We start from the raw sequence: 21,348 nt of genomic DNA on the forward strand, positions 1-21,348 counted from the left end.
ACTGTCGGTTAAATAAGAGACTGCGTTTCAGTAAAACCAAAGCGAATATTCGCGCACTGCATCGCCTGCGCCGACGCGCCTTTCAGCAGGTTGTCTTCGGCCGCCACCACGATAAGGTGCTCATCCTGCATGGCGAAGCCGATATCACAGAACGGCAGGCCCACCACATTTTTCAGCGCCGGCACGCCTTTCTCATACAGACGCACCAGCGGTTTGTTCGCATAAGCCTGCTGGAACGCGTCCGCCACCTGCGCCTGGGTTACGCCCGGCTTCAAACGGCAGGTGATCGTTTCCAGAATGCCGCGCGGGAAGCTGCCCAGATGCGGGGTGAAAATCACATCCGCTTCCAGATGACGCGTGATTTCCGGATGATGGCGATGGTTGAACAGGCCGTAAGGTTGCAGGCTCACTTCGCAAAAACTGTTGGAAATGGCGGCCTTGCGCCCTGCTCCGCTCACGCCGCTGGTGGCGTTGATAACCGGCCACTGGCTGAGAGCCAGCAGGTCATTTTCAATAAGCGGCTTCAGAGCAAGCTGCGCGGCGGTCGGATAACACCCCGGCACCGCCACAAGCTTCGCCTCTTTCAGCTTTTCCACGTTCCACTCGGCGAGGCCGTAAACCGCCTGCTCCAGCAGATCCGGATGTTGATGCGTGAAGCCGTAAAATTTTTCGTAGAAGGCCGCATCGTTAACGCGATACGCGCCGGAGAGGTCGAACACCACGCAGCCCGCCGCCAGAAACTGCGGCGCTAAATCATGGCTTACCTCATGGGCGGTGGCGAGAAACACCACGTCCAGGTCCTTTGTGAACGCGCTGATGTCTGACATCGGTTGCAGCGGCAGGTCAAGAATACCCTTAAGCTGAGGATGCAAATCAGAGAGCAATTTTCCTGCATCATTGCTTTGCGCTGAGACCGTCAAAGCGGTTATGTTCATATGCGGATGGCGATTCACGTAGGTCGCGAGCTCTGCGCCGGCATAACCACTGGCGCCAACAATCAGCGTGTTCAACATCGGGGCTGTTTACCTTCTTACCGTCATTTGCTTAAGGCGTTGGCCGCAGGCCTTAGCCATGTTCGCGAGCGTGGTTCGCATGACCGGAACCCTGCGGTTCCCTTACGCTCAACGTTAATGTATTTTTATTCACTAATATTGCATGAATATTGATACTATCCGACCTAAGGTATGTCAACAGTGAAAACGAAATTACCGCCATTTATCGAGATTTACCGTGCGTTGATCGCCACGCCGTCCATCAGCGCCACCGACGCTGCGCTGGATCAGAGCAATGAGTCTTTAATCAATCTGCTGGCGGGATGGTTTCGCGAACTGGGGTTCAATGTGGAAGTGCAGCCGGTGCCAGGCACGCGCAACAAATTTAATCTGCTCGCCAGCACCGGGAACGGCGCAGGCGGCCTGTTGCTGGCGGGCCATACCGATACCGTGCCGTTCGACGACGGACGCTGGACGCGCGACCCGTTTACCCTCACCGAACATGACAATAAGCTTTACGGCCTCGGCACCGCCGACATGAAAGGCTTTTTCGCCTTTATCCTAGATGCGCTGCGGGATGTGGACGTCACGCAACTGAAAAAGCCGCTCTACATTCTGGCGACCGCCGATGAAGAAACGACGATGGCGGGCGCGCGCTATTTCGCCGAAACCACCGCGCTTCGCCCCGATTGCGCCATTATCGGCGAACCGACCTCGTTGCAGCCGGTACGCGCGCATAAAGGCCATATTTCCAGCGCGATTCGCGTGCTGGGGCAGTCGGGCCACTCCAGCGACCCGGCGCGCGGCGTTAACGCCATCGAACTGATGCATGAAGCCATCACCCATATCATGGCGCTGCGCGATAACCTCAAGGCGCGTTATCACTACGATGCTTTCACCGTGCCTTATCCGACGCTCAACCTGGGGCATATTCACGGCGGCGACGCGGCTAACCGCATCTGCGCCTGCTGCGAGCTGCATATGGATATCCGTCCGCTGCCGGGCATGACGCTGGACGATTTAAACGGCCTGCTAAACGACGCGCTGGAGCCGGTAAGCCTGCGCTGGCCGGGCCGCATCAACGTGGCGGAGCTGCACCCGCCCATTCCTGGCTACGAATGCCCGCCTGACCATCAGCTGGTGCAGGTGGTGGAAAAGCTGCTCGGCGCGCAAACCGACGTGGTGAACTACTGCACCGAAGCGCCATTTATCCAGACGCTCTGCCCGACGCTTGTGCTCGGTCCTGGCTCCATTAACCAGGCGCATCAGCCGGACGAATTTCTGGAAACGCGCTTTATCAAGCCGACCCGCGAATTAATTACGCAGGTTGTGCATCATTTTTGCTGGCATTAAAAGTTGTGCGTATGGGGGCATTCGCCCCCTTTTTATTCTGCTAATTGGGCAAATTCCATAAGAAAAGCTTATCTGCTCTTCTGTGAATTAAATTTCGTAAATTGCTCATATTTACGCGCTTGCTGAAGCGATTTCGCAGCAATTGACGAACGGGTTCTGCCGTGGCTTTATAAAAGACAACAAAGAGGCTTAGTCCGAAGATGTCGGGTCGCAGCAAGGCGGCAAGCGAGCACATTCCGGGGAGCTTACTGAAATAAGTGACCCGGATGGGCGAGCGCAGCCAACGCCGCTGCGGCTTGAAAGATGCAGGACTTTTACAGGTGAGATGGGGTGTCTGGGTTAAATGAACGAACAATATTCCGCTTTGCGAAGTAACGTCAGTATGCTCGGCAAGTTGCTCGGGGATACCATTAAGGGTGCGCTGGGAGAGAACATCCTTGACCGGGTGGAGACCATCCGCAAACTGTCAAAATCTTCCCGCGCCGGCAACGAGGCCGATCGCCAGGAACTGTTAACCACGCTGCAAAACTTATCCAATGACGAGCTGTTGCCCGTCGCCCGCGCGTTCAGCCAGTTCCTCAATCTTGCCAACACTGCCGAGCAGTACCACAGTATTTCGCCGAAGGGCGAGGCGGCCAGCAACCCGGAAGTTATCGCCCGCACGCTGCGTAAACTCAAAGATCAGCCAGACATCAACGAAGCCGCGATTAAGCAGGCGGTGGAGTCGCTTTCGCTTGAGCTGGTGCTGACCGCTCACCCGACCGAAATTACCCGCCGTACGCTTATTCACAAAATGGTCGAGGTGAACAACTGCTTAAAGCAGCTCGATCACAAAGACATCGCCGACTACGAACGCAACCAGATTATGCGCCGCCTGCGCCAGCTGATTGCCCAGTCCTGGCATACCGATGAAATTCGTAAGCATCGCCCAAGCCCGGTGGATGAAGCCAAATGGGGCTTCGCGGTAGTGGAAAACAGCTTGTGGGAAGGGGTGCCGAGCTATCTGCGCGAGCTGAATGAACAGCTTGAGGCGAATCTGGGCTACACGCTGCCGGTGGATTTTGTCCCGGTGCGATTTACCTCCTGGATGGGCGGCGACCGCGACGGCAACCCGAACGTCACCGCGGATATCTCCCGCCACGTGCTGCTGTTGAGCCGCTGGAAAGCAACCGATCTGTTCCTGAAAGATATTCAGGTGCTGATCTCCGAACTCTCCATGGTGGAATGCACGGACGAACTGCGCGACCTGGTCGGCGCAGAAGGGGCGCAGGAGCCTTACCGCTATCTGCTGAAAGGGCTGCGCGCGCAGCTCCTGGCGACGCAAGCCTGGCTGGAAGCGCGCCTGAAAGGCCAGAAGCTGCCGAAGCCGCAGGGGCTGCTCACCCAGAACGAACAGCTATGGGACCCGCTTTACGCCTGTTACCAGTCGCTGGTGGCATGCGGTATGGGCATCATCGCTAACGGCGAACTGCTCGACACGCTGCGCCGCGTGAAGAGTTTCGGCGTGCCGCTGGTGCGCATTGATATACGCCAGGAGAGCACCCGCCATACCGAAGCGCTGGGCGAACTGACGCGTTACCTCGGCATTGGCGATTATGAAAGCTGGTCGGAAGCCGACAAACAGGCGTTCCTCATCCGCGAACTGAATTCCAAACGTCCGCTGCTGCCGCGCCAGTGGGAGCCGAGCGAAGAGACGCGTGAAGTGCTCGACACCTGCCGCGTGATTGCCGAAGCGCCGCGCGGCTCCGTCGCCGCCTACGTGATTTCAATGGCGAAGACGCCGTCCGACGTGCTGGCGGTTCACCTGCTGCTGAAAGAAGCGGGCATCGGCTTTGCGCTGCCTGTCGCGCCGCTGTTTGAAACGCTCGACGACCTGAATAACGCCAATGACGTAATGACCCAGTTGCTGAATATCGACTGGTATCGCGGCTTTATTCAGGGCAAGCAGATGGTGATGATTGGCTATTCTGACTCCGCGAAAGATGCGGGCGTGATGGCCGCGTCCTGGGCGCAGTACCAGGCGCAGGATGCGCTGATCAAAACCTGTGAAAAAGCGGGCATTGCGCTCACCCTGTTCCACGGTCGCGGCGGTTCTATCGGCCGCGGCGGCGCGCCTGCTCACGCCGCGCTGCTTTCCCAGCCGCCGGGCAGCCTGAAAGGCGGCCTGCGCGTCACCGAACAGGGCGAGATGATCCGCTTTAAATATGGTTTGCCGGAAGTCACCATCAGCAGCCTTTCGCTGTATACCAGCGCGATTCTGGAAGCAAACCTGTTGCCGCCGCCGGAGCCGAAAGCGGCGTGGCGCCAGATTATGGACGAGCTGTCGGTCATCTCCTGCGACATGTATCGCGGCTACGTGCGCGAAAACAAAGACTTCGTTCCCTATTTCCGCTCCGCCACCCCGGAACAGGAGCTTGGCAAGCTGCCGCTCGGCTCCCGCCCGGCGAAGCGTCGCCCGACTGGCGGCGTGGAGTCGCTGCGCGCCATTCCGTGGATCTTCGCCTGGACGCAGAACCGCCTGATGCTCCCCGCCTGGCTTGGCGCGGGCGCGGCGCTGCAAAAAGTGGTGGAAGACGGCAAACAGAGCGAACTGGAAACCATGTGTCGCGACTGGCCGTTCTTCTCCACCCGCCTCGGCATGCTGGAGATGGTTTACTCCAAAGCGGACCTGTGGCTGGCGGACTACTACGACCAGCGTCTGGTGAAGAAAGAACTCTGGGCGCTCGGCAAAGAGCTGCGCGAACTGCTGGAAGCGGATATCAAAGTGGTGCTCGATATCGCCAACGATTCACACCTGATGGCGGACCTGCCCTGGATTGCCGAGTCCATCCAGTTGCGTAACATTTACACCGACCCGCTGAACGTGCTTCAGGCCGAACTGCTGCACCGCTCGCGCCTGGCGGAAGAACAGGGCAAAGAGGCGGACCCGTGCGTTGAACAGGCGCTGATGGTCACCATTGCCGGCGTTGCGGCAGGCATGCGTAACACCGGTTAAGCGCTGACGTCAAAAAACCAATCCCCGCCTGATGCGGGGATTTTTTTATTCTTCATTTATGCGCACTGTCTTCACCCCCGCAAAAACAGATGCGGGGCGGCGGCGGTCGGGTGGTTATCCACCCAGACTTCCGCTTTGTACCATTTTTCGATGATATCCGCCTGAATCACTTCCTGCGGCGTACCCTGCGCCACCAGGCTGCCCTGATGCAGCAGCAGGATCCGATCTGCCCATAGCGCCGCCAGATTGAGATCGTGCAGCACCACGCAGACGTGCAGTTTTCCCCGCTGCGTCAGCTTTTTCAGCAGGCGTAAAAGCTGCTGCTGATGATAGAGATCCAGCGCCGAGGTGGGCTCGTCGAGAAACAGCCAGCCCTGCGGCCCCTCCTCTCCCCAAAGCTGCGCCAGGCTACGGGCGAGCTGCACCCGCTGCTGTTCGCCGCCGGAAAGCGCGGCATAACTTCGCCCCGCCAGCTCGTCGCAGCCGGTCAGCGCCATTACGCTTCGGATACTCTCCCGCTCCGCGCTTTTTCCCCATGGCGCGCGGCCCATGGCGATCACCTCTTCCACCGGCCAGTGAAACCGCAGCTGCGTTTGTTGCAGCATAACGGCGCGTCGACGCGAAAGCGCCTGCGCGGGCCACAGGTTAAGCGGCTGGCCGCCCAGCTCGCAACTGCCCTGCTCCGGCGATAAAAACCCCGTAAGCAAACGCAGCAGCGTTGATTTTCCTGCGCCGTTCGGCCCTATCAGCGCCACCATTTCGCCTGGCGTTAAGGTCAGGGAAATATCGTCAATCACCCGGCGCCCGCCTGCCGTCAGGCGCAGCGTCTGCGCCGTTAGTTTTTCATCCACGCGTTTTCTCCTGGCGGAAAATAAGCCACAGGAACCACGGCGCGCCCAGCAGGCTGGTCAGCAGCCCCACCGGCATTTCGGCGGGCGAGACCAGCGTGCGGGCGAGCGTGTCTGCAATCAGCAGCAAAATAGCGCCCGCCAGCAGCGACGCGGGCGCCAGCCCACGGTGATCCGGCCCCAGCCACAGCCGCATCAGGTGCGGCACCACCAGGCCGATAAAACCGATAACGCCGCTTACCGCCACTGACGAGGCGACCAGCAGCGCGCTGCATAACAACAACAAACGCTGGAGCGCACGAACATTCACCCCCAGGTAGTGCGCCTCTTCATCGCCCAGTTGCAGCAGATTAAGCTGCGCGCTCACGCGCCAGACGACGATAGCGGAAGGCAACATGAGCGTTGCGGCGACAAGCAGCGTCGACCACTGCGCCTGCCCAAGGCTGCCCATGCCCCACAGCGAAAGCTGGCGCAACTGGGCGTCGCTGCTTATCCAGGAGAGCACGCCGACCGCCGCGCCGCACAGCGCGTTTATCGCAATCCCCACCAGCAGCAGCCGTGAAAGCGTGGCGTCGCCAGCGCGGCTCAACATAAAAATCACCACCATCACCGCAAGGCTGCCGAGAAAGGCCGCCAGCATCGGCGCATAAAGCATGATGATGGCGGGCAGCGACAGCGGCAGCACCAGCCAGAACGCCACGGCCAGCGCCGCGCCGCTGCTGATGCCAAGCAGCCCCGGGTCCGCCAGCGGATTGCGGAACAACCCCTGCATGACGCACCCGGCGAGCGCCAGCGAAGCCCCCACCAGAAGCGCCAGCAGCACGCGGGGCAGACGAATGGTGAGCCAGATCTGGCGAAGCCACTCATCCGCCCAGAGGCCCGTGAGCGATATGCGCATTGCGCCGAAGGTGGTCGCCAGCAGCGTCAGCGCCGCCAGCAGCAGGCCAAGCAGCCAGAGATTGCGGCAGACGGCGCGGCTCATCAGGGCAGTTGCTCTGCTTTGTCGCGCAGCGCTTTCACCGCCGCGGGCGTGCGCAGGCCAAAGCCCAGCAGCGCCATATCGTCCACCAGCAGCACCTGCCGGTTGCGCCCGGCGGGCGTCTGCGCAAGCCCCGGCAGCTTCCACAGGTTCGCTTCGCCGCCCATCGCCTTCACCCCGTCAGCGGAAATCACCACCAGCTCTGGCTTGCTCGCCACCACGCCTTCCTGCGAAAGCGCCCGATAATGGTCAAAGCCCTGCATGGCATTTTGCAGGCCTGCGGCGCGGATTGCGCCGTCTGCCGCCGTCTTTTGTCCGGCGGCCATCGACCCCATGCCGCCATGGCTTAAGATAAACAGCACCCGTTTGTTAAGCGGCGTGGCTGGCAGCAAAGCCAGTTCATCGCGCAGTTTCTGGCTTAATGCTTCGCCCTGCGTGGGTTTGCCCAGCGCGTCGGCAATCACCGTTACCTTCTCGCTGATTGTCGAAAGCGTGTAGCCCTCCGGCACCTTCACCACCTTGACGTGGTTATCGCGAACTTTCTGCAACACCAGCGAAGGCTCGGCCTGCGCGCTGCTCAGCACCAGATCCGGGCGCAGCGAGAGAATGCCTTCGGCGTTAAGCTGGCGCAGATAGCCGACGTCCGGCAGCGCCTGCGCCTGTTGCGGCCAGGTGCTGGTGCTGTCGCGCGCCACCAGTTGCGGGCCTGCGCCCAGCGCCCAGGCGATTTCGGTCACATCGCCGCCAAGCGTCACAACGCGGGACGCCGCCCCGGCCATCAGCGGCAGCGCGGCTATCAGCATGATGAGTTTTTTCACGCCGCGCTCCCTTGCGCCGCCAGGGCGTCAAGCTGCGCGCGCCACTGCGCCTGCTCGGGCTGCCCTTCCATACGCTGGCCGTAAAGCTGGGCGATTTGCGTGCCGTCTTTAGCGAAAAGCTCAAGGCTTGTGACGTGGCCGTCTTCGGTTGGTTTGCGGGTGACCCAGCTTTCGGCGATATCGCCTTCACGCAGGTGCAGCGTGAACGCTTTGTTGAAAACGTTAAGCCAGCCTTTCATCGGCGCCACTTTCTCAAGCGTGCCGGTGAAGATCTGCACGCAGCCGCGGTTGCCAACAAAAACCATGATTTCATTGCCGTCCCGCTGCACCGTCTCCAGCAATTGCGCCAGCGCGTTATTGGTGACGCGGCGCGCCAGGTCGTCGCTCACGAGGCGGAACGCCTGCGGACGCGACAGATTATGGTTTTTCAGAATGCCGAAGAACTGGTGAACGTTGGTCATCGCCCGCCATTCCTGCTCCAGCCTGTCGTGGTCGGCCGTGTCCGCGTATGTCTGCGGCTCCGCAGGCTGGATGTTGAGCGGCTGCGCATCTTGCGCGACAAAACGCGCCGCCAGCGTTTCCCAGGCGGCCATATCCGTTTGCGGCGTGGCGTAAACTTTCAGGATGGCGTCGCCCTGGCGATCAAAAAACTGAATGCTCTGGCGCTCGCCGCGCTCGTTTTTCTCCCGCAGGTGAAAGGCGCTTGCCCACTGGCTCATAAACAGGCGCAGATCCAGCGCCCGCGGGTTGAGCACCAGCCCGGCGTGGCCGCTGAGGTGCTGATTAGTGAAACTGCCTGTCTGCTCATGCACCGCATACTCATTGCGGCAGATGCATTTGGTTTCGCCTGCCGCTTCCAGCGCCGCGAGAATAGCCCGCGCATCGTCATGCAGGCGCACAGCGTCGTGCCCGAGGCGGGCGAAGGGTAATTCCGCTTCGCTGATGCCAAACTCCGCGGCGATGTCACGGGCATATTTGCCCGGGTTCTGAGCTTTAAAGGTCTGATACTTTTGCCAGACGGAAACCGGTTCTTGTAAGGAAACACTCATCTTTTACTTCCTTCCATTCGCTAAACATCCCCGGCCAGAGCCGGGGCGCAGGTAAAGTGGCGACGTCGCCTTATCAGAAATCAACGTTCACGCCGAGCTGCCACGTGCGGCCCGGCATCACCGCCAGCGCTTTATCGTAAGCATCCTGGTTAGTGACTTCTTCAATGTTGCGGCTGCTGAGGTAATCCCAGTATTTACGGTCAGTGATGTTATAAACGCCGCCGTTCAGGCGAACGTGTTTCGCCACCTGCCAGTAAGCTGTCCAGTCGAGCATGCCGTAGCCCGGCACGCGCATATAGCTGTTGCTGGCGTCGGCGATGGCAGCGCCGTTGTTGCTGTAGGTTTCGCGGCTGGAAGCTTCAGCGCGTTTGCCTTTTACGAACGTCGCCGTCAACGCCGTGCCGTAACGTTTTGCCGGGTCATCCCAGGCGACGCCGGCAATCAGCTTCATCGGCGCCACGCTGTCGAGGTCGATGTATTTATCGCCCATATAGCGCGATTTGGACTGCCCTTCGGCGTAGCCGTACGCTAGCGTGGCGCTCAGGCCGTCCACCTGCTCGAACCAGCTGCCGAAATTAAACTTCGCGCTGATTTCGCCGCCGTAGATGTACGCTTTATCGCGGTTTTCCGCCTGGTAAGTGGTGTAGATGTTGGACGGCACGTTAGCGAACTTATCGGGGTTGCCCGCGCGGGTGTAGCGGGTGTAAGCGATAAAGTTTTTGTAGCTGTTGTAGAAGAGCGCGGTGCGAAGCGTCACGCCCTGCGCCACTTCGCCTTTCATGCCCCATTCCAGGTTGTCGCTGGTTTCGGTTTTCAGATCGGTGTTGCCGATAAGCGCGTACTGCGCCCTGCCCGCGTAGCTGGAGCCGAGGTTCCAGGAGCCGTAAAGCTGGCTGGCGTTGGGGAACTGCGCGCCGCGCTTGTATTGCAGGTAGGTCATCAGGCGCGGGGTGAGTTCATATTGCAGCGCCAGCGAAGGCAGCCACTGAGTATCTGAGTTTTCGCCATAGAGCTTGCTCACTTCAGACTCGTCCAGCACCGTGCTGTTGGTCGTCAGGCTGGAAAGGTTTTTCGGTCTGGCGGATTGATGCACCACGCGCACGCCGGGAACGATCGCGAAGTTACGATCCGCGAGATCGAAATTCATCTGATCCTGCACGTAAGCGCCAAGCGTATAGCTGCGGCTGTCCGCTTCCGGCTGCATGATTTCGCTGAACGCGTCCGGCGTCGGCGACTGGCTGAACGGGCGCTCGGTTTTGGTGGTGCTGGCGTTAAAACCGGCGCTCAGGTCGTGGCGGCCCAGGGTTTTCGTCATCGCGTTCTGGATGCCCCAGGTGTCGGTGTCGAAGTCAGAGTAGACCGTCTGCATGGCGGCGGTGATGCTGTCCGGCATAGAGGTCCAGTCATGCGCTTCGGTGTGCTGGTAGTAGACTTTCGTGGACATGCTGTCGAGCCAGCTATTCATCGGCGTCCAGTCATCCTTCAGGCTCACGCCCCAGCGGCGGGTCTGGCTGGTCTGGTTCGCGTCGCCCAGAATGGCGCTGCCGCTGTTGTTCCACGCGTCGTAATGGGTGTGGTTGGTTTTGTGGTAGTAGTCCACGGTGCCGGTGAGTTTGTGCGCCTCAACCGGCTGCCAGATGCCGGACGCAAGAATGGCGTCGGAGTGCCAGTTCGCCGGGTAAGCGTCTACCGTGCCGCTGTTGTTGCGCGTCTGCTGGCCGTCGCGGCGGCTGTAAACCAGAATGCCGCGCAGGGTGTCATCGCCGCCTGCCGCGGTAATGCCGTTGTGCAGGCTGCGGTCGGCAGAGTCGTAGTCGCTCTGGTAGCCGAAATAGGTGGTTTTGCCCGGGCGCAGGTAGCCATCCGGCGATTTCGGCTGGAAGGAGACGTTGCCGCCGATGGCGGTGTTGGCGGTTTCGGTGGAGGTGGCGCCCGGCTGGATATCGATGCTGCCGTACATGTACGGGTCGATATAGTCGCGGCCGATGCCAAAGGTATTCACCCCGGCGCGGCTGACGTAGCTGCGCCCGGTGGCGTCGGGCTGCGCAATGCCGTCCACGTCGATGCCGACGCGGTTGCTCTCCAGCCCACGGATGTTGTAGCCGGTGTAGCCGCCGCGGTCGAAGCCGCTTTTGCCGTTGCCGGAGCCGCCGCTTGCGCCCGTCGCGCTGATAAGCGGTTCATAGCGCATCACTGAGCCAAAGTTATTGGCCCCTTTGTTTTGCAGATCCTGCGCGCTGATGGTATGCGCGCTGCCCGCTTTCCGTTCCGGCGCGGGCGCGGTGACAATCATGCTTTCAGCGCCGTCGGCGGCGGCGTCGGTGGTGCGAGTGGGGTCAGATACCGTATCAGCCGCTCCTGCGGTGGCCTGATACATTGCTGCGAGCAGTGAAGTTGCCAGGATGCTCTTCCTGAACCGTCCGTGGGAAGATATCGTTACATGCATAGTCTTGGTAAGCCTTTGTATTATTAGTATGGACTCACACTTCGCTTCCGGATCACGGACGTTTCAGGTCGTCGCGTTCGACAACCCTGACCGTCCTTATCGTTCTGTTCGCAAATAGTAATGAGAGTGTTTATCATTTGCAACAACTTCACAATTTCTTCACGATCGGCTCAGAATGTTGGGTACTATCGGTGGTTTAACCCCCTTGATGGTAAGACGCGATGCAGAGCAAACCGGCCATTACTCTTCACTATTGCAGCCAGTGCAACTGGATGCTGCGCGCCAGCTGGATGGCGCAGGAAATCCTTCATACCTTCAGCACCGACATCGGCTCGGTAACGCTGGTGCCTGGCACCGGCGGCATTTTCCGTATTGATATTGACGGCGAGGTTATCTGGGAGAGAAAACGGGACGGCGGGTTCCCGGAAGCGGCGGAGCTTAAGCGCCGCGTACGCGATTACTGCTTTCCGGAAAAAGCGCTCGGGCATAACGAGAAAAAAGGCGAGTAAATTCCGGCAGGCCTGCCCTGCCGGGGATTATGGCTCAGTGCGTCTGCTCGTCGCCGCGTAAAAAGCAGGGGGTGGTGAGCTCTTCCACCAGATAACCCAGCAGCTCGTACAGCAGCCCCGTCAGGGTTTTCGCCATGCTCTCTTCAAGCCTGTTATCAAGCAGGAGGGTATTGAGCGCGACGCAGTATTCGCGCAGCAACTCCTCACCCGGCGCGAAGGGCGCATCCGGTAAGGGCGGCAGCGAATCGGTGGTCAGCGCTTCCTGATGCGCCAGGGAGAGCGGCGCTTGCAGTTGTTTTTCCAGCGCGTGGAGATACGCCCCGATAGCGCGGCAGACCGCGGGCCGTTCGGCGCTGTTTTTAGTGTCGATAAGCAGGTCGGAGAGCACTTCAAGGGTCTGCGCGAAGTCGACATAGTCGTGCTTTTCGCTGCGCAGTTCGCCGTAGACCAGCGGGTTCCAGGGGGTGGTGCGGAAGATATCGTTCAGGGTGAAGATATGTTGGGTCATGATAATTGCCTTCTGATCGTGACTGATTGCCACCGCCAGAAACGCCAACTTCAGGTGGTGGCCCGAGCAGGGTTGGCGTACCAGTAGAAGGCTTACTGGCGAACCTTGCGGTTCCCCTGCCCGAGCCGCCATGGGAGTATACCCTGAAAAAGAGTAGCAACGGGCTATGACACAGAGGCCGCAGTGGCCTTTGTATCGCCTTCATTCTGGTTCAGGACGCCAATCCCGGCGTCTGATTTTGCAGACGCGGGAGCAGATTACGGCTGTAAATTTGTACAGGCAATATGGGGCGGGGAAATTCGGAGTTTGGCCCGATAATATTTATCGATAAGTTAACGGAGGGGGGGCGGTTTATTTCCTGCGCGTATTTTCCCGGTCGGAAATAACGGCTGGAGAATAATCGCTTCATTGAAAATATATAAAACGGGGCATAACGCCGTCACGTCATCGATATTTTCCGCGATCAGCGTTAAACGGGTTTTGAAAACGGGAATATCCGCATCATCCGCCAGCACAAAAACCGGCTGGTCATCAAGAACGCCGGAACGGAGGAGCGCATCCAGACTCTCGTGATCGGCATGATCCATTTCAGACCATGCCACGCCGCCATGTGGCGAAAGGTAGCCTGAAAGGATGTTGACAGCCGCTTTTGCCTGCACCCCTTCAACGATGTGGAAGTCAGCCTTCAGCGCGGCTTTGCATTCTTCAAAGAGTGTCATCGGGTAAGCCAGGAGAAAAAACTGCCGGGAAATAATCATTAATTTTATCGTTATCCAGTACCCGATCAACCGTGAAATCAAGGGTGCGGGATACGGCGATACCACTGCGAAGTGCTGGCGGGAAATCGTCAACCGAAGCAAATTTTGTGGGAACTATATACCTGAAATAATCGCCCATTTTCGTTTCACCTTCATATCCGAAAGGATAGTCCTGCCCCGGGGAAGAGCCTTCCACTCCCCAGTAAATAAATAACCCTTTATTGATTGCCAGGTTAGCATCGCTGTATTTTCCTGATTCTGACCACTCATTTTTTAATTTATTTATAATATATTCTTTATTGAGATTATCCCTGAAACGCCATGCAGAAAATAAATCCACCGTAAAATCACCGCCTTTATCAGCGGGGTACGTTGAATAATCAGATGACTCTTCCCAGACGAACTCACTCATACTGTCAAGCAGCGCTTCAACGTTATCAATACGTAGCAAGGCCCTAGGTAAATCGCCAAAGCAGTTGTTAAGCATAAAAGCTATTCGCCCCCGTCGATCCATCGCGAACCATGTGTAGATTGTGCCAAATCCTGGCGCCCGGTCCGGCTTAAAAACGCTCATGTTTGCTCTCTTTATTAAACACGTCAGAGGAAGCGCAGGGTGACCAACCACGTACAAAGCCACGCATCCGTTTTATCTTCTCGATATAAACATCAATGCTACCCTTTTAGTTTAGTCAGAATAACATCCTCGTCGGCTTTACATATCCCATGAGATACACACAAGCAACCCTCGTTTTCTAAAATACTAAACCCACCTTCCTCGCATTCAAAATAGACACCTACACTCCCGTCTTCAATCCCCCTAATTCTATATTCATAAATATCGATTATTTTCTGCCCGACATAACGAGCTAATTCATCAGCGGCTTGTACTGGGTAAGCAAATTCATCGTCAATATCAGCAAGATCCAGAAGAAGAGGCTCTGAATCTTCAAGTGAAAGCGTTATAGTACCTTCACCAATAGTTAATGACACCCAACCAGAAAGCGAGGTTTGTAAAAAAAATACTATTGTCCTACAAATTAACTCTCGATCTATATAAAAAGAGCGATATCTGAAATCTTTCAAAGACTCACCAACGAACATACTCCCTCCTTAAAACTTCGAAGATTTTTCGGGGATCAGTGTATCAAATTCATACTTTCCATCAGGTAACACCTTCAGGCTTACAGTGCTGTTTGTTTTGGCACTATATACATGAATTAAATCGTACCCTCCACGGACAGAAGAACTAGGAATTATAGGGCTAATCTGTGTTGCATTTTCTAAAGTTTCTTTGATTGCCGCTTTTGCCTGCTCAACCCCAGCTTTACCTGCTTCATAAGGCAAACGCCCTTGTCCGATTTTAGTCCCCAATTTCTTATTAATGTTTGCTGATTGTGATGAAAGAAATTCACTAACATCACCTAAATTTTTAACCTGGGCGGTTTCCTTCCCTGCATTCTTCCCAGCATTCGCTGCCGTCGCCTCTGCCGCTTCCGCTACCTGATCTAAATTACCGCCCTGTTTGGGAACAAGCCCTGCATCCGTTTCCAGATAAAGCTTTCCATCTGCACCTAATACCTCGGTGTTCCCCGTTTTGGTATTTACAACCCGGCGATAACCCTCCGGTAAACCACCTGAAGTATTAAACTTCGCACCAACAGAGCCACCTTCAGCATATCCTGCCGGAAGTGAGTTACGCTCAGTTGTACTTGCGAGGATATTACTCACCGTTTCTTTAGATACTTTCTGTCCCGTCTGCTTTTCAACTGACATCAGCGCGCTTAATTCGGCGAGTTTATCAACGGCTTTCTCACCTATTTTCCCTGTAGCCGCCACCCCCAAACCAGCAGGTAGCGCATCCGCCATTCCCGCTTCAGCTGCCCAGATAGAAACCTGGTTGGCGCACAGGACTGGGTTAGCCGCACAGGCAGTCGCGGCGGCCTGCGCACTTGCCACCAGCGCCGGTGTTACAGCAATTGCCGCCGCGCCAGCCGCGCCGCCTCCTAAGGCTAAAGCAATCGCCTTGTTAACCGCTTGTCCGCGTTGACACGCCGCACCGCCAGCATCCGTTGCACAGGAAAGAATGTCTTTACCATGCTCCTGAACAAAGGTCGTCTGCCCGGCTTCTGTCCCTCCCATCAGGTTATTTTCGACGGTTGTTTTACCTGTCTGGGCGCCGGCGATTGCAGTCGCAGAGCTGTCTCCAACCAGACCGCCAGCAAGTCCAGCGGCGAGCGTAGCCAGAGCGCTTACGTTCTGCTTTTGCTCCTCGCTCAGATCACCGACTTGTTTGTTATACACATCAAGAGCGAGCTTGCCGACAATCTCGCCCGTTGCCGCACTGGCTGCGGCGGCGGCTGCATCTTTGCCCGTTGCCGCTGCCAGTGCGGCGTTCACTACAGCATGTGCAATAACCTTTGCGGTATCGTCTTTAACGTTTTGTCCAATGAGATAGGCGATTTCCGGCGCGGCGGCTCCCGCCAGCGCAGATTTGATGTCACCACCCGCCAGCGCCTGTACTGCCGCTGTCGCAGCGGAGATACCACGTTGCAGCGCGCTACCCGTGCCATATTGCGCTTCTGCAGTTTTACCCGCCTGATCGGAAATCTCTTTAGCGGTTGGATTAAGCTTGCCAAGCCCGACCAGCGTCTCCTTCGCCGCCTTCAGCGCTTGCGGATCCTTCTTCGCTTTCTCTTTGGCAATTTCTCCATTTGTCCGGACGATATCCGCTACCTGACCGCCAATCTCGCCAATCAGCTGCGCGGTCTGCAGGCGGTTCTGCTCTTTCTCTTTGTCAAATATCGGGCTGATGCTGTCGTTGGCGTGTTCCGTATCACGGCTTAAGTTCGCCAGGTCCTGCTGCTGGTTCGCCTGGTCGCGAATGGTGATGGCGCCATCCGCCACCGCAGACTGCGTCGTGCCTTCAGCGTGACCGCTGCCGCACAACTGAAGCGCCGCAACCCACCACCCGCTGCGTGTTCTACAGCCGGGCCGTGCGTGATGTGATATTTTTACGCTGCGAGTGGATACCACAGGCGGGATTTACCGACGGGATGCCGGTAAAAATCAGGGTGATGCCCGACTGCATTGTTATCACTACCCGGAACAGCCGCGAACTGTGGGGATGCGCCGAGGGGTTGAGCGTGACTTACGTCAACAGGCCAAAAATGCCCCAGTGGTTTAAGACCTTCCCAGGCGCGCTGAACGACACCGACGATTTGCTGGCGTAAAAGCGCGGGAACGGGCACTTTGCCTGACGGCTGGTAGCTAGATCCCGGCCACTCTTCAGTGGCCGGGAGATTTCAACTAGTTTTTGGGTATATAGTCAGGATCTTCTTCATCACTATCCCAAAATTGATTTGGTATTGCGTACTCTCCATCTTTTATTACAGGGCACCATCCAAAATCATTATAAAAAACATAAAGATCAACCACTTCATAGCTATCTTTTGTCTTCTTGTTTAACGTTATCAAAGCGGGCTCATTGTGGGTATAAGCCCCGCCAGCTTTCGCTATTGCTCGCTCTTCTAAGCGTTGTCGATCCCATTCATGCATAATCCCCGCCGTGCATGGGACAACCGTAGAAAAGATAACTTCGAACTTATCAGCCACTTTAATAGTGCAAGGTATGTTCTTCTGTTCTGGTAGCAGCCCAGTTATCAAATTATCTGGGAAATTAATTTCTAATATCATTTTTGCCAACTTTTGGGGACAACAACTTCCCCTGTAAAATTTTTCTCGAATGTGCTAATAGGGCTAAAATATTGCTTACCCCAGGGATCTCTTATTGCTACAACTGATATACCATTTCGTGTTGTAACGCCATCTACAACAACGAAGTGAGAAAAACTGCTGCCTCCGGTTTTATCAGCAATACGAGCAATGACAGGCGTACCATTAGCAGTGTAGCGAGATAAATCGCTAACGCCTCGGTTACCCCATGCAACAGCATTAACCCCTTCCGATTTTAATATATTGGAGACTTGTAATGATGTTATGCCTCCTGGTGTAGGGGGGTATTGGAGATTAAACTAACAATATCCACAGGTTTACCCATTGTATCCAATACCATTCCGCATGAATTATGACCACATGTCGGTAATGCCCCCTGATTGACAACAGTCCTATCACCATTGCGTGAAAGAGCATCATCTAATAATGGATGCCTACTGCCAGCCATTCCCGCAACATCATCCGCTACATTAGTGGCAGTTCCTTTTCCCGTTGAAGCGGTGTTAGTTGATTTTCCTCCCGGCAAAATCTTGGCGGGTATAAAAGCACCAGATATTACCCCTGCAACATTCTCCAGCGCCTTTTGATCTCCATTGGCCGCCTTAATAGCCGTGGATTTGATCCCTTCCCACGCATCACCATTTATGATGCCATCCAGCACTTTCGCTGCCGCTGCATCCTTTTTAGCAATATCACTTTTCGCCTGGCTACAGTAACTGTCCCCGGTTGCACAGGTAGCCAGCGCCGCTATTAAATCAAACGCCGTATCGCCGCCCAGCATCGCCAGATCACCGGTTTCACTGGCCAGATTAACCAGACCATTGGCGAGCTGGGAAGCGGTGTTTTCACCCAGCTTATCCCTGATCTGTTCTTTCCACCATTCAGCGCTTTCTTTCAATGACTCCCGGCCCTTATCCCCGGCCAGCGAGTTATTCTCAACCGCATTTTTCCCGGTCTGCGCACCCGCCAGCGCGCTTGCCGTGTTGTCGCCAGCTAAGCCGCCAGCAAGGCCTGCCGCAAGTGTTGCGAGCGCGCTGATCTTTTGTTTTTCCTCTTCGCTAAGCTGCGACGCCGTTTTGCCCGGGTACATCTCTGCCATTAACGCGCGGGCCGCCAGCTCGCCGGAAGCCGCGCCCGCCGCGCCTGCCAGCCCGTTGCCGCCGGAAAGCTCAGCGACTACGCCGCCGACGATGGCATGGGCAATGGCATTAGCCGCAATGTTGTCTTCCCCAACCTGCTTTTTGACCTGCTCTGCCAGGTAAGGCGCCGCTGCCCCTGCCAGCGCCGCGTTCATATTGCCGCCAGCGAGTCCGGTTAATGCCGCTGTTGCCGCCTGAATGCCGCGCTGCAAATCGCTGCCGGTGCCGGACTTCGCCAGCTCATCTTTGTATTCTGGCGAGTTTTTCAGCTGGTCCAGCCATTGCTGACGCTTTTCTTCCGTGGCATTTGCCGGAAGTTCGCCATATTTATCCTTCGCTTTTTGCAGCGCGTTTAACTCACCCTGCGTTTTAACGATGTCAGACACCTGGCTGCCGATTTCCCCCATCAGCTGCACGGTTTGCAGGCGGTTCTGTTCCTTCTCTTTGTTGAAGATGGGGCTGATGGCGTCGTTGGCGTTTTCCACATCGCGGCTCAGGTCCGCCACATTCTGCTGCTGGTTCGCCTGGTCGCGAATGGTGATGGCGCCATCCCACCGCAGACTGCGTCGTGCCTTCGGCGTGGCTGCTGCCGCACAACTGAAGCGCCGCAACCCACCACCCGCTGTGAGTTCTACAGCCGGGCCGTGCATAAGGCGATATTTTTACGCGGCGAGTGGATACTGCACGCGGGATTTACTGACGGGATGCCGGTTAAGATACGGGTGATGTCGGACTGCATCGTTATCACCACCCGGAACAACCGCGAGCTATACGGCTGCGCAGAGGGGTTGAGCGTGACTTACGTCAACAGGTCAAAAATGCCCCAGTGGTTTAAGACCTTCCCAGGCGCACTTAACGACACCGGCAATGTGCCGGTGATCAAGCGCGGGGACGGGCGTTTTGGGTAAGGTCTGATAAAACGATCCCGGCGCAGGGGCCGGGATCGTTCATTTTTTAGTATATGACTCTGGAAGCCTGTAACCCTCTGGAATATCTGGCCATGAATCATGTTTATTGATCAATATAGCATCGTCAATAATATCCTGATAAAGATTAGAGAGATTTAAAGAAGCTATTCTGACCCTGGTTAGTGCACATTGAATAGCTATTTTGTCATTTTTCTCTATCGTCTGACTTAACAACTTCACTGCTGATTTAAACTCATTGGCATAACCATCATAATTTTCAGATGAATAAAAAATATTCAGTTCTTCCTGAGTGTTTTTATCAGGTGAGATCATCGTAAAGCAACATTTAAGCTCTTTAAGAATATCAATCATTTAAGTTTTCTTCCTTCCGCATCTTTAGTCTTTGATTCATTAATTGTTCCATCCAGATTCAGTACAACCCTAAAATTCCCTCTTTTATCAAAAACTTCAATGTGATTCTTATGCTGCCCATCCAGATAAAATTGGTCACCTTTCTTAATATAGTCTCTAATATCTCCGGTGGCTTTATAAACACTTTGTCCCTGGTATTGTTGACTTGATTTTTGTGCAGTATTTTTGACATCGCTACCGAATCCGGGTTGTTTCAGGAATTCATTCATATTCCCGACAGCTCCCTGATTAGGTTGATATTTTCCACCTTTATTAATCCCGGCAGCGATGCCTGCTGCACTGGTTCCAATTGTCTGCGCTAATGAATTAACGGCAAGTTGTTTCGCTTCCGACGAATCACCGGACATCAGCGCATTGTGAATCGCTGCATTTCTGTCCGCTTCAAGTTGCGGCAGCACCGCCTGAAGATAAGCCCATTCCTGCTTTTCTTTTGTTGTCAGATTGCCAGTGTTATGAAGCTTATCATTAAGGCTCTATATTCTACCGCCTTTTTAATTTTAAGCAGAGCCTGAAAAACAGGCTCATTTATAAATAAAGAATATTATATATTAGCTTAATCATTTAATCTTAAGCGCAACGAGACGCCAACCTCTGCGAGTACTTTCTCGACTTCATGAAAAAAAACATTGCTTCATCTGGAGGATTGTTTTTGAAATATATTTCAATTCTTTTTTTGGCATCTTTATGAACTCCAGGAAAATTAGACTTTATTTCCCCTCCTTCTATAAATCTAATGTATGAGTTTATTTTCTCCTGCAACTTATACAAATGTTCATTAGTTGCGCTCCCCCATGCCAGATGATCAGATATAGCCAGACTAACAACGTCTGGCTCGTTTTCAGGTATCCCCATAAAATCTATCTTATTGATATCTTCTACTGACATATTTAACCTTTGCCTTTATCTGGTCTTACCACGTTAATTTTAGTAGGTGGAATTACAGTTCCACTTTCAAAACCGGGCTTACCCGCTCCAGAAATCACTCCACCATGCTTCTCAATTTCAGGATAGCCAATTTTCTGATTAGGTGTCGGCGGCGCTGTTGCCGAGCTTTTACATTCAATACAGAAGATGTTCCCATCACTATCTTTAGTCATTATATCCACTCTGACATTCACCCCGCTTCCGGTTTTTATTGTAACCTCACGCGCCGTATCGGTCATTCCCTTGGCATATTCTTGAAATTTGCTATCTTCAAAAGCTTTTCCTTGTTCGTAATTCTGACGAATTTGATTAACCGGATTTAACGAGGGTATGGCATTTTTTGAAGTATTATCAAATGTATAATAACTGCCATTATTGTTATAGATAACATTGCCTAAAAGTTCTGTCTTCCCTGAATTAGTATAGATTCCACCTTTGGGGCCGATCACATTGCTGTTACCTGTCGGCGTATAACCAGAAGGTAATGGACCTACAGATCTAATCGGAACACCTCCGGGACCAATGCCTAGAGTACCGGGAATAGGATAACCGTCATCATCAAGAAGAGGCCCTAATCCAGGGATAGCTTTGATTACTTTTACAAGACGGTTACCGTGTTCTCTTTCTAATTCTTCATCATCATGGCCTGGATTTAATAAATTATTCTCAACCGAATTTTCCCTGCCTGCGCACCGGTTAACACACCGGCGCTGCTGTCTCCGGCAATGCCGCCAGCAAGCCCTGCTGCAAGCGTTGAGAAAGCGCTGATGGTCTGCTTCTCTTCTTCGGTCAGGTCCGCTGCGCTTTTGCCCGGGAACATCTGCGCCAGCAAGATTTTAGCTGCCTGTTCCCCTGCCACCGCACCGGCAGCGCCTGCCAGAGCGTTGCGTCCCTGAAGCTCCGCCACGACGGCTCCGGCGATGGCATGGGCAATCGCTTTACTGCCCTCGTCCAGGTT

24 protein-coding genes are annotated in these 21,348 nt (G+C 55.3%); 5 read left to right on the forward strand and 19 right to left on the reverse strand.

Features of this window, described 5'->3' with window-relative positions:
* Window positions 1-8: 8 nt before the first annotated feature.
* On the reverse strand, window positions 9-1,013 hold the full coding sequence (gene argC / locus DW56_RS09075) for an N-acetyl-gamma-glutamyl-phosphate reductase (RefSeq protein ID WP_024553382.1): 1,005 nt from the start codon (window positions 1,011-1,013) through the stop codon (window positions 9-11).
* 180 nt (window positions 1,014-1,193) lie between these two features.
* On the opposite strand from argC, the gene argE reads away from it, so the two are divergent.
* Together argE and ppc are read left to right on the forward strand one after the other, a co-directional pair.
* The gene (argE, locus tag DW56_RS09080) at window positions 1,194-2,345 is read left to right on the forward strand and encodes an acetylornithine deacetylase (protein WP_024553381.1); all 1,152 of its coding nucleotides are present in this window, start codon (window positions 1,194-1,196) and stop codon (window positions 2,343-2,345) included.
* A gap of 343 nt (window positions 2,346-2,688) precedes the next feature.
* Window positions 2,689-5,340 carry a phosphoenolpyruvate carboxylase gene (gene ppc, locus DW56_RS09085; protein ID WP_024553380.1) on the forward strand — a complete coding sequence of 884 codons (2,652 nt, stop codon included), beginning with the start codon at window positions 2,689-2,691 and terminating at the stop codon, window positions 5,338-5,340.
* Between the two features lie 71 nt (window positions 5,341-5,411).
* Here the strand turns inward: ppc and DW56_RS09090 are convergent, their stop codons facing one another.
* The 5 genes from DW56_RS09090 to DW56_RS09110 form a co-directional block, all read right to left on the reverse strand.
* Window positions 5,412-6,191, reverse strand: coding sequence for a heme ABC transporter ATP-binding protein (locus DW56_RS09090; RefSeq protein ID WP_024553379.1), 780 nt, complete (start codon window positions 6,189-6,191; stop codon window positions 5,412-5,414).
* Window positions 6,184-7,170 carry a FecCD family ABC transporter permease gene (locus DW56_RS09095; RefSeq protein ID WP_024553378.1) on the reverse strand — a complete coding sequence of 329 codons (987 nt, stop codon included), beginning with the start codon at window positions 7,168-7,170 and terminating at the stop codon, window positions 6,184-6,186. Before DW56_RS09095 ends, DW56_RS09090 begins: the two co-directional genes overlap by 8 nt.
* Window positions 7,170-7,970 (reverse strand): heme/hemin ABC transporter substrate-binding protein, encoded by an 801-nt coding sequence (locus tag DW56_RS09100; RefSeq protein ID WP_024553377.1) that lies wholly within the window; start codon window positions 7,968-7,970, stop codon window positions 7,170-7,172. The genes DW56_RS09095 and DW56_RS09100 overlap by 1 nt, the downstream gene beginning before the upstream one ends.
* A gap of 11 nt (window positions 7,971-7,981) precedes the next feature.
* On the reverse strand, window positions 7,982-9,034 hold the full coding sequence (locus DW56_RS09105; protein WP_029589767.1) for a hemin-degrading factor: 1,053 nt from the start codon (window positions 9,032-9,034) through the stop codon (window positions 7,982-7,984).
* Between the two features lie 73 nt (window positions 9,035-9,107).
* On the reverse strand, window positions 9,108-11,480 hold the full coding sequence (locus DW56_RS09110; protein ID WP_024554340.1) for a TonB-dependent receptor domain-containing protein: 2,373 nt from the start codon (window positions 11,478-11,480) through the stop codon (window positions 9,108-9,110).
* 221 nt (window positions 11,481-11,701) lie between these two features.
* Here DW56_RS09110 and DW56_RS09115 point away from each other — a divergent pair, with 221 nt between their 5' ends.
* On the forward strand, window positions 11,702-11,989 hold the full coding sequence (locus DW56_RS09115) for an Rdx family protein (protein WP_024554339.1): 288 nt from the start codon (window positions 11,702-11,704) through the stop codon (window positions 11,987-11,989).
* 34 nt (window positions 11,990-12,023) lie between these two features.
* Here the strand turns inward: DW56_RS09115 and DW56_RS09120 are convergent, their stop codons facing one another.
* The 5 genes from DW56_RS09120 to DW56_RS23025 all read right to left on the reverse strand — a co-directional run bounded on the left by DW56_RS09120 (window position 12,024) and on the right by DW56_RS23025 (window position 16,159).
* On the reverse strand, window positions 12,024-12,497 hold the full coding sequence (locus DW56_RS09120; protein WP_024554338.1) for a hypothetical protein: 474 nt from the start codon (window positions 12,495-12,497) through the stop codon (window positions 12,024-12,026).
* Window positions 12,498-12,829: 332 nt separating this feature from the next.
* Window positions 12,830-13,216, reverse strand: coding sequence for a CDI toxin immunity protein (locus tag DW56_RS09125; RefSeq protein ID WP_024554337.1), 387 nt, complete (start codon window positions 13,214-13,216; stop codon window positions 12,830-12,832).
* Entirely contained in the window at window positions 13,203-13,829 is a 627-nt protein-coding gene (locus DW56_RS09130; protein ID WP_024554336.1) for a hypothetical protein, read from the reverse strand. The genes DW56_RS09125 and DW56_RS09130 overlap by 14 nt, the downstream gene beginning before the upstream one ends.
* Window positions 13,830-13,927: 98 nt before the next feature.
* Complete coding sequence (locus DW56_RS09135; protein ID WP_024554335.1) at window positions 13,928-14,356, reverse strand: hypothetical protein; 429 nt, start codon at window positions 14,354-14,356, stop codon at window positions 13,928-13,930.
* A gap of 9 nt (window positions 14,357-14,365) precedes the next feature.
* Entirely contained in the window at window positions 14,366-16,159 is a 1,794-nt protein-coding gene (locus DW56_RS23025) for a VENN motif pre-toxin domain-containing protein (protein WP_024554334.1), read from the reverse strand.
* A gap of 89 nt (window positions 16,160-16,248) precedes the next feature.
* Between DW56_RS23025 and DW56_RS09145 the strand changes: the two genes are divergently transcribed.
* Window positions 16,249-16,485, forward strand: coding sequence for a SymE family type I addiction module toxin (locus DW56_RS09145; protein ID WP_412093697.1), 237 nt, complete (start codon window positions 16,249-16,251; stop codon window positions 16,483-16,485).
* 76 nt (window positions 16,486-16,561) lie between these two features.
* On the opposite strand, the gene DW56_RS09150 is transcribed toward DW56_RS09145, so the two are convergent.
* The 3 genes from DW56_RS09150 to DW56_RS09155 are packed head-to-tail and all read right to left on the reverse strand — an operon-like array spanning window position 16,562 to window position 18,632.
* Window positions 16,562-16,948, reverse strand: a complete 387-nt coding sequence (locus DW56_RS09150) for a hypothetical protein (protein WP_024554332.1) — start codon at window positions 16,946-16,948, stop codon at window positions 16,562-16,564.
* Window positions 16,945-17,253 (reverse strand): cysteine peptidase family C39 domain-containing protein, encoded by a 309-nt coding sequence (locus DW56_RS23145; protein ID WP_081711390.1) that lies wholly within the window; start codon window positions 17,251-17,253, stop codon window positions 16,945-16,947. The genes DW56_RS09150 and DW56_RS23145 overlap by 4 nt, the downstream gene beginning before the upstream one ends.
* Window positions 17,250-18,632: a VENN motif pre-toxin domain-containing protein gene (locus DW56_RS09155; protein ID WP_029589768.1), complete on the reverse strand. Its 1,383-nt coding sequence runs from the start codon at window positions 18,630-18,632 to the stop codon at window positions 17,250-17,252. The genes DW56_RS23145 and DW56_RS09155 overlap by 4 nt, the downstream gene beginning before the upstream one ends.
* Before the next feature lie 138 nt (window positions 18,633-18,770).
* Between DW56_RS09155 and DW56_RS22155 the strand changes: the two genes are divergently transcribed.
* Window positions 18,771-19,034, forward strand: coding sequence for a SymE family type I addiction module toxin (locus DW56_RS22155; protein WP_024562275.1), 264 nt, complete (start codon window positions 18,771-18,773; stop codon window positions 19,032-19,034).
* A gap of 39 nt (window positions 19,035-19,073) precedes the next feature.
* Here DW56_RS22155 and DW56_RS09165 read toward each other — a convergent pair whose 3' ends face one another.
* From DW56_RS09165 to DW56_RS09185, 5 genes are all read right to left on the reverse strand, one after another.
* Window positions 19,074-19,406 carry a hypothetical protein gene (locus tag DW56_RS09165; RefSeq protein ID WP_024555341.1) on the reverse strand — a complete coding sequence of 111 codons (333 nt, stop codon included), beginning with the start codon at window positions 19,404-19,406 and terminating at the stop codon, window positions 19,074-19,076.
* A complete protein-coding gene (locus tag DW56_RS22860) occupies window positions 19,403-19,864 on the reverse strand; it encodes a hypothetical protein (protein WP_024555340.1) in 462 nt (153 codons plus the stop codon). Before DW56_RS22860 ends, DW56_RS09165 begins: the two co-directional genes overlap by 4 nt.
* A gap of 169 nt (window positions 19,865-20,033) precedes the next feature.
* Entirely contained in the window at window positions 20,034-20,351 is a 318-nt protein-coding gene (locus tag DW56_RS09175; protein ID WP_024555339.1) for a DUF6572 domain-containing protein, read from the reverse strand.
* Window positions 20,352-20,353: 2 nt separating this feature from the next.
* The gene (locus DW56_RS09180; protein WP_024555338.1) at window positions 20,354-20,839 is read right to left on the reverse strand and encodes a PDDEXK family nuclease; all 486 of its coding nucleotides are present in this window, start codon (window positions 20,837-20,839) and stop codon (window positions 20,354-20,356) included.
* A gap of 203 nt (window positions 20,840-21,042) precedes the next feature.
* The coding region (locus DW56_RS09185; protein ID WP_201784822.1) for a VENN motif pre-toxin domain-containing protein at window positions 21,043-21,348 on the reverse strand (306 nt) is incomplete at its 5' end.

Origin of the sequence: Franconibacter helveticus LMG 23732 (genome assembly GCF_000463115.2) — a bacterium.
GTDB classification, from domain to species: Bacteria; Pseudomonadota; Gammaproteobacteria; order Enterobacterales; family Enterobacteriaceae; genus Franconibacter; species Franconibacter helveticus.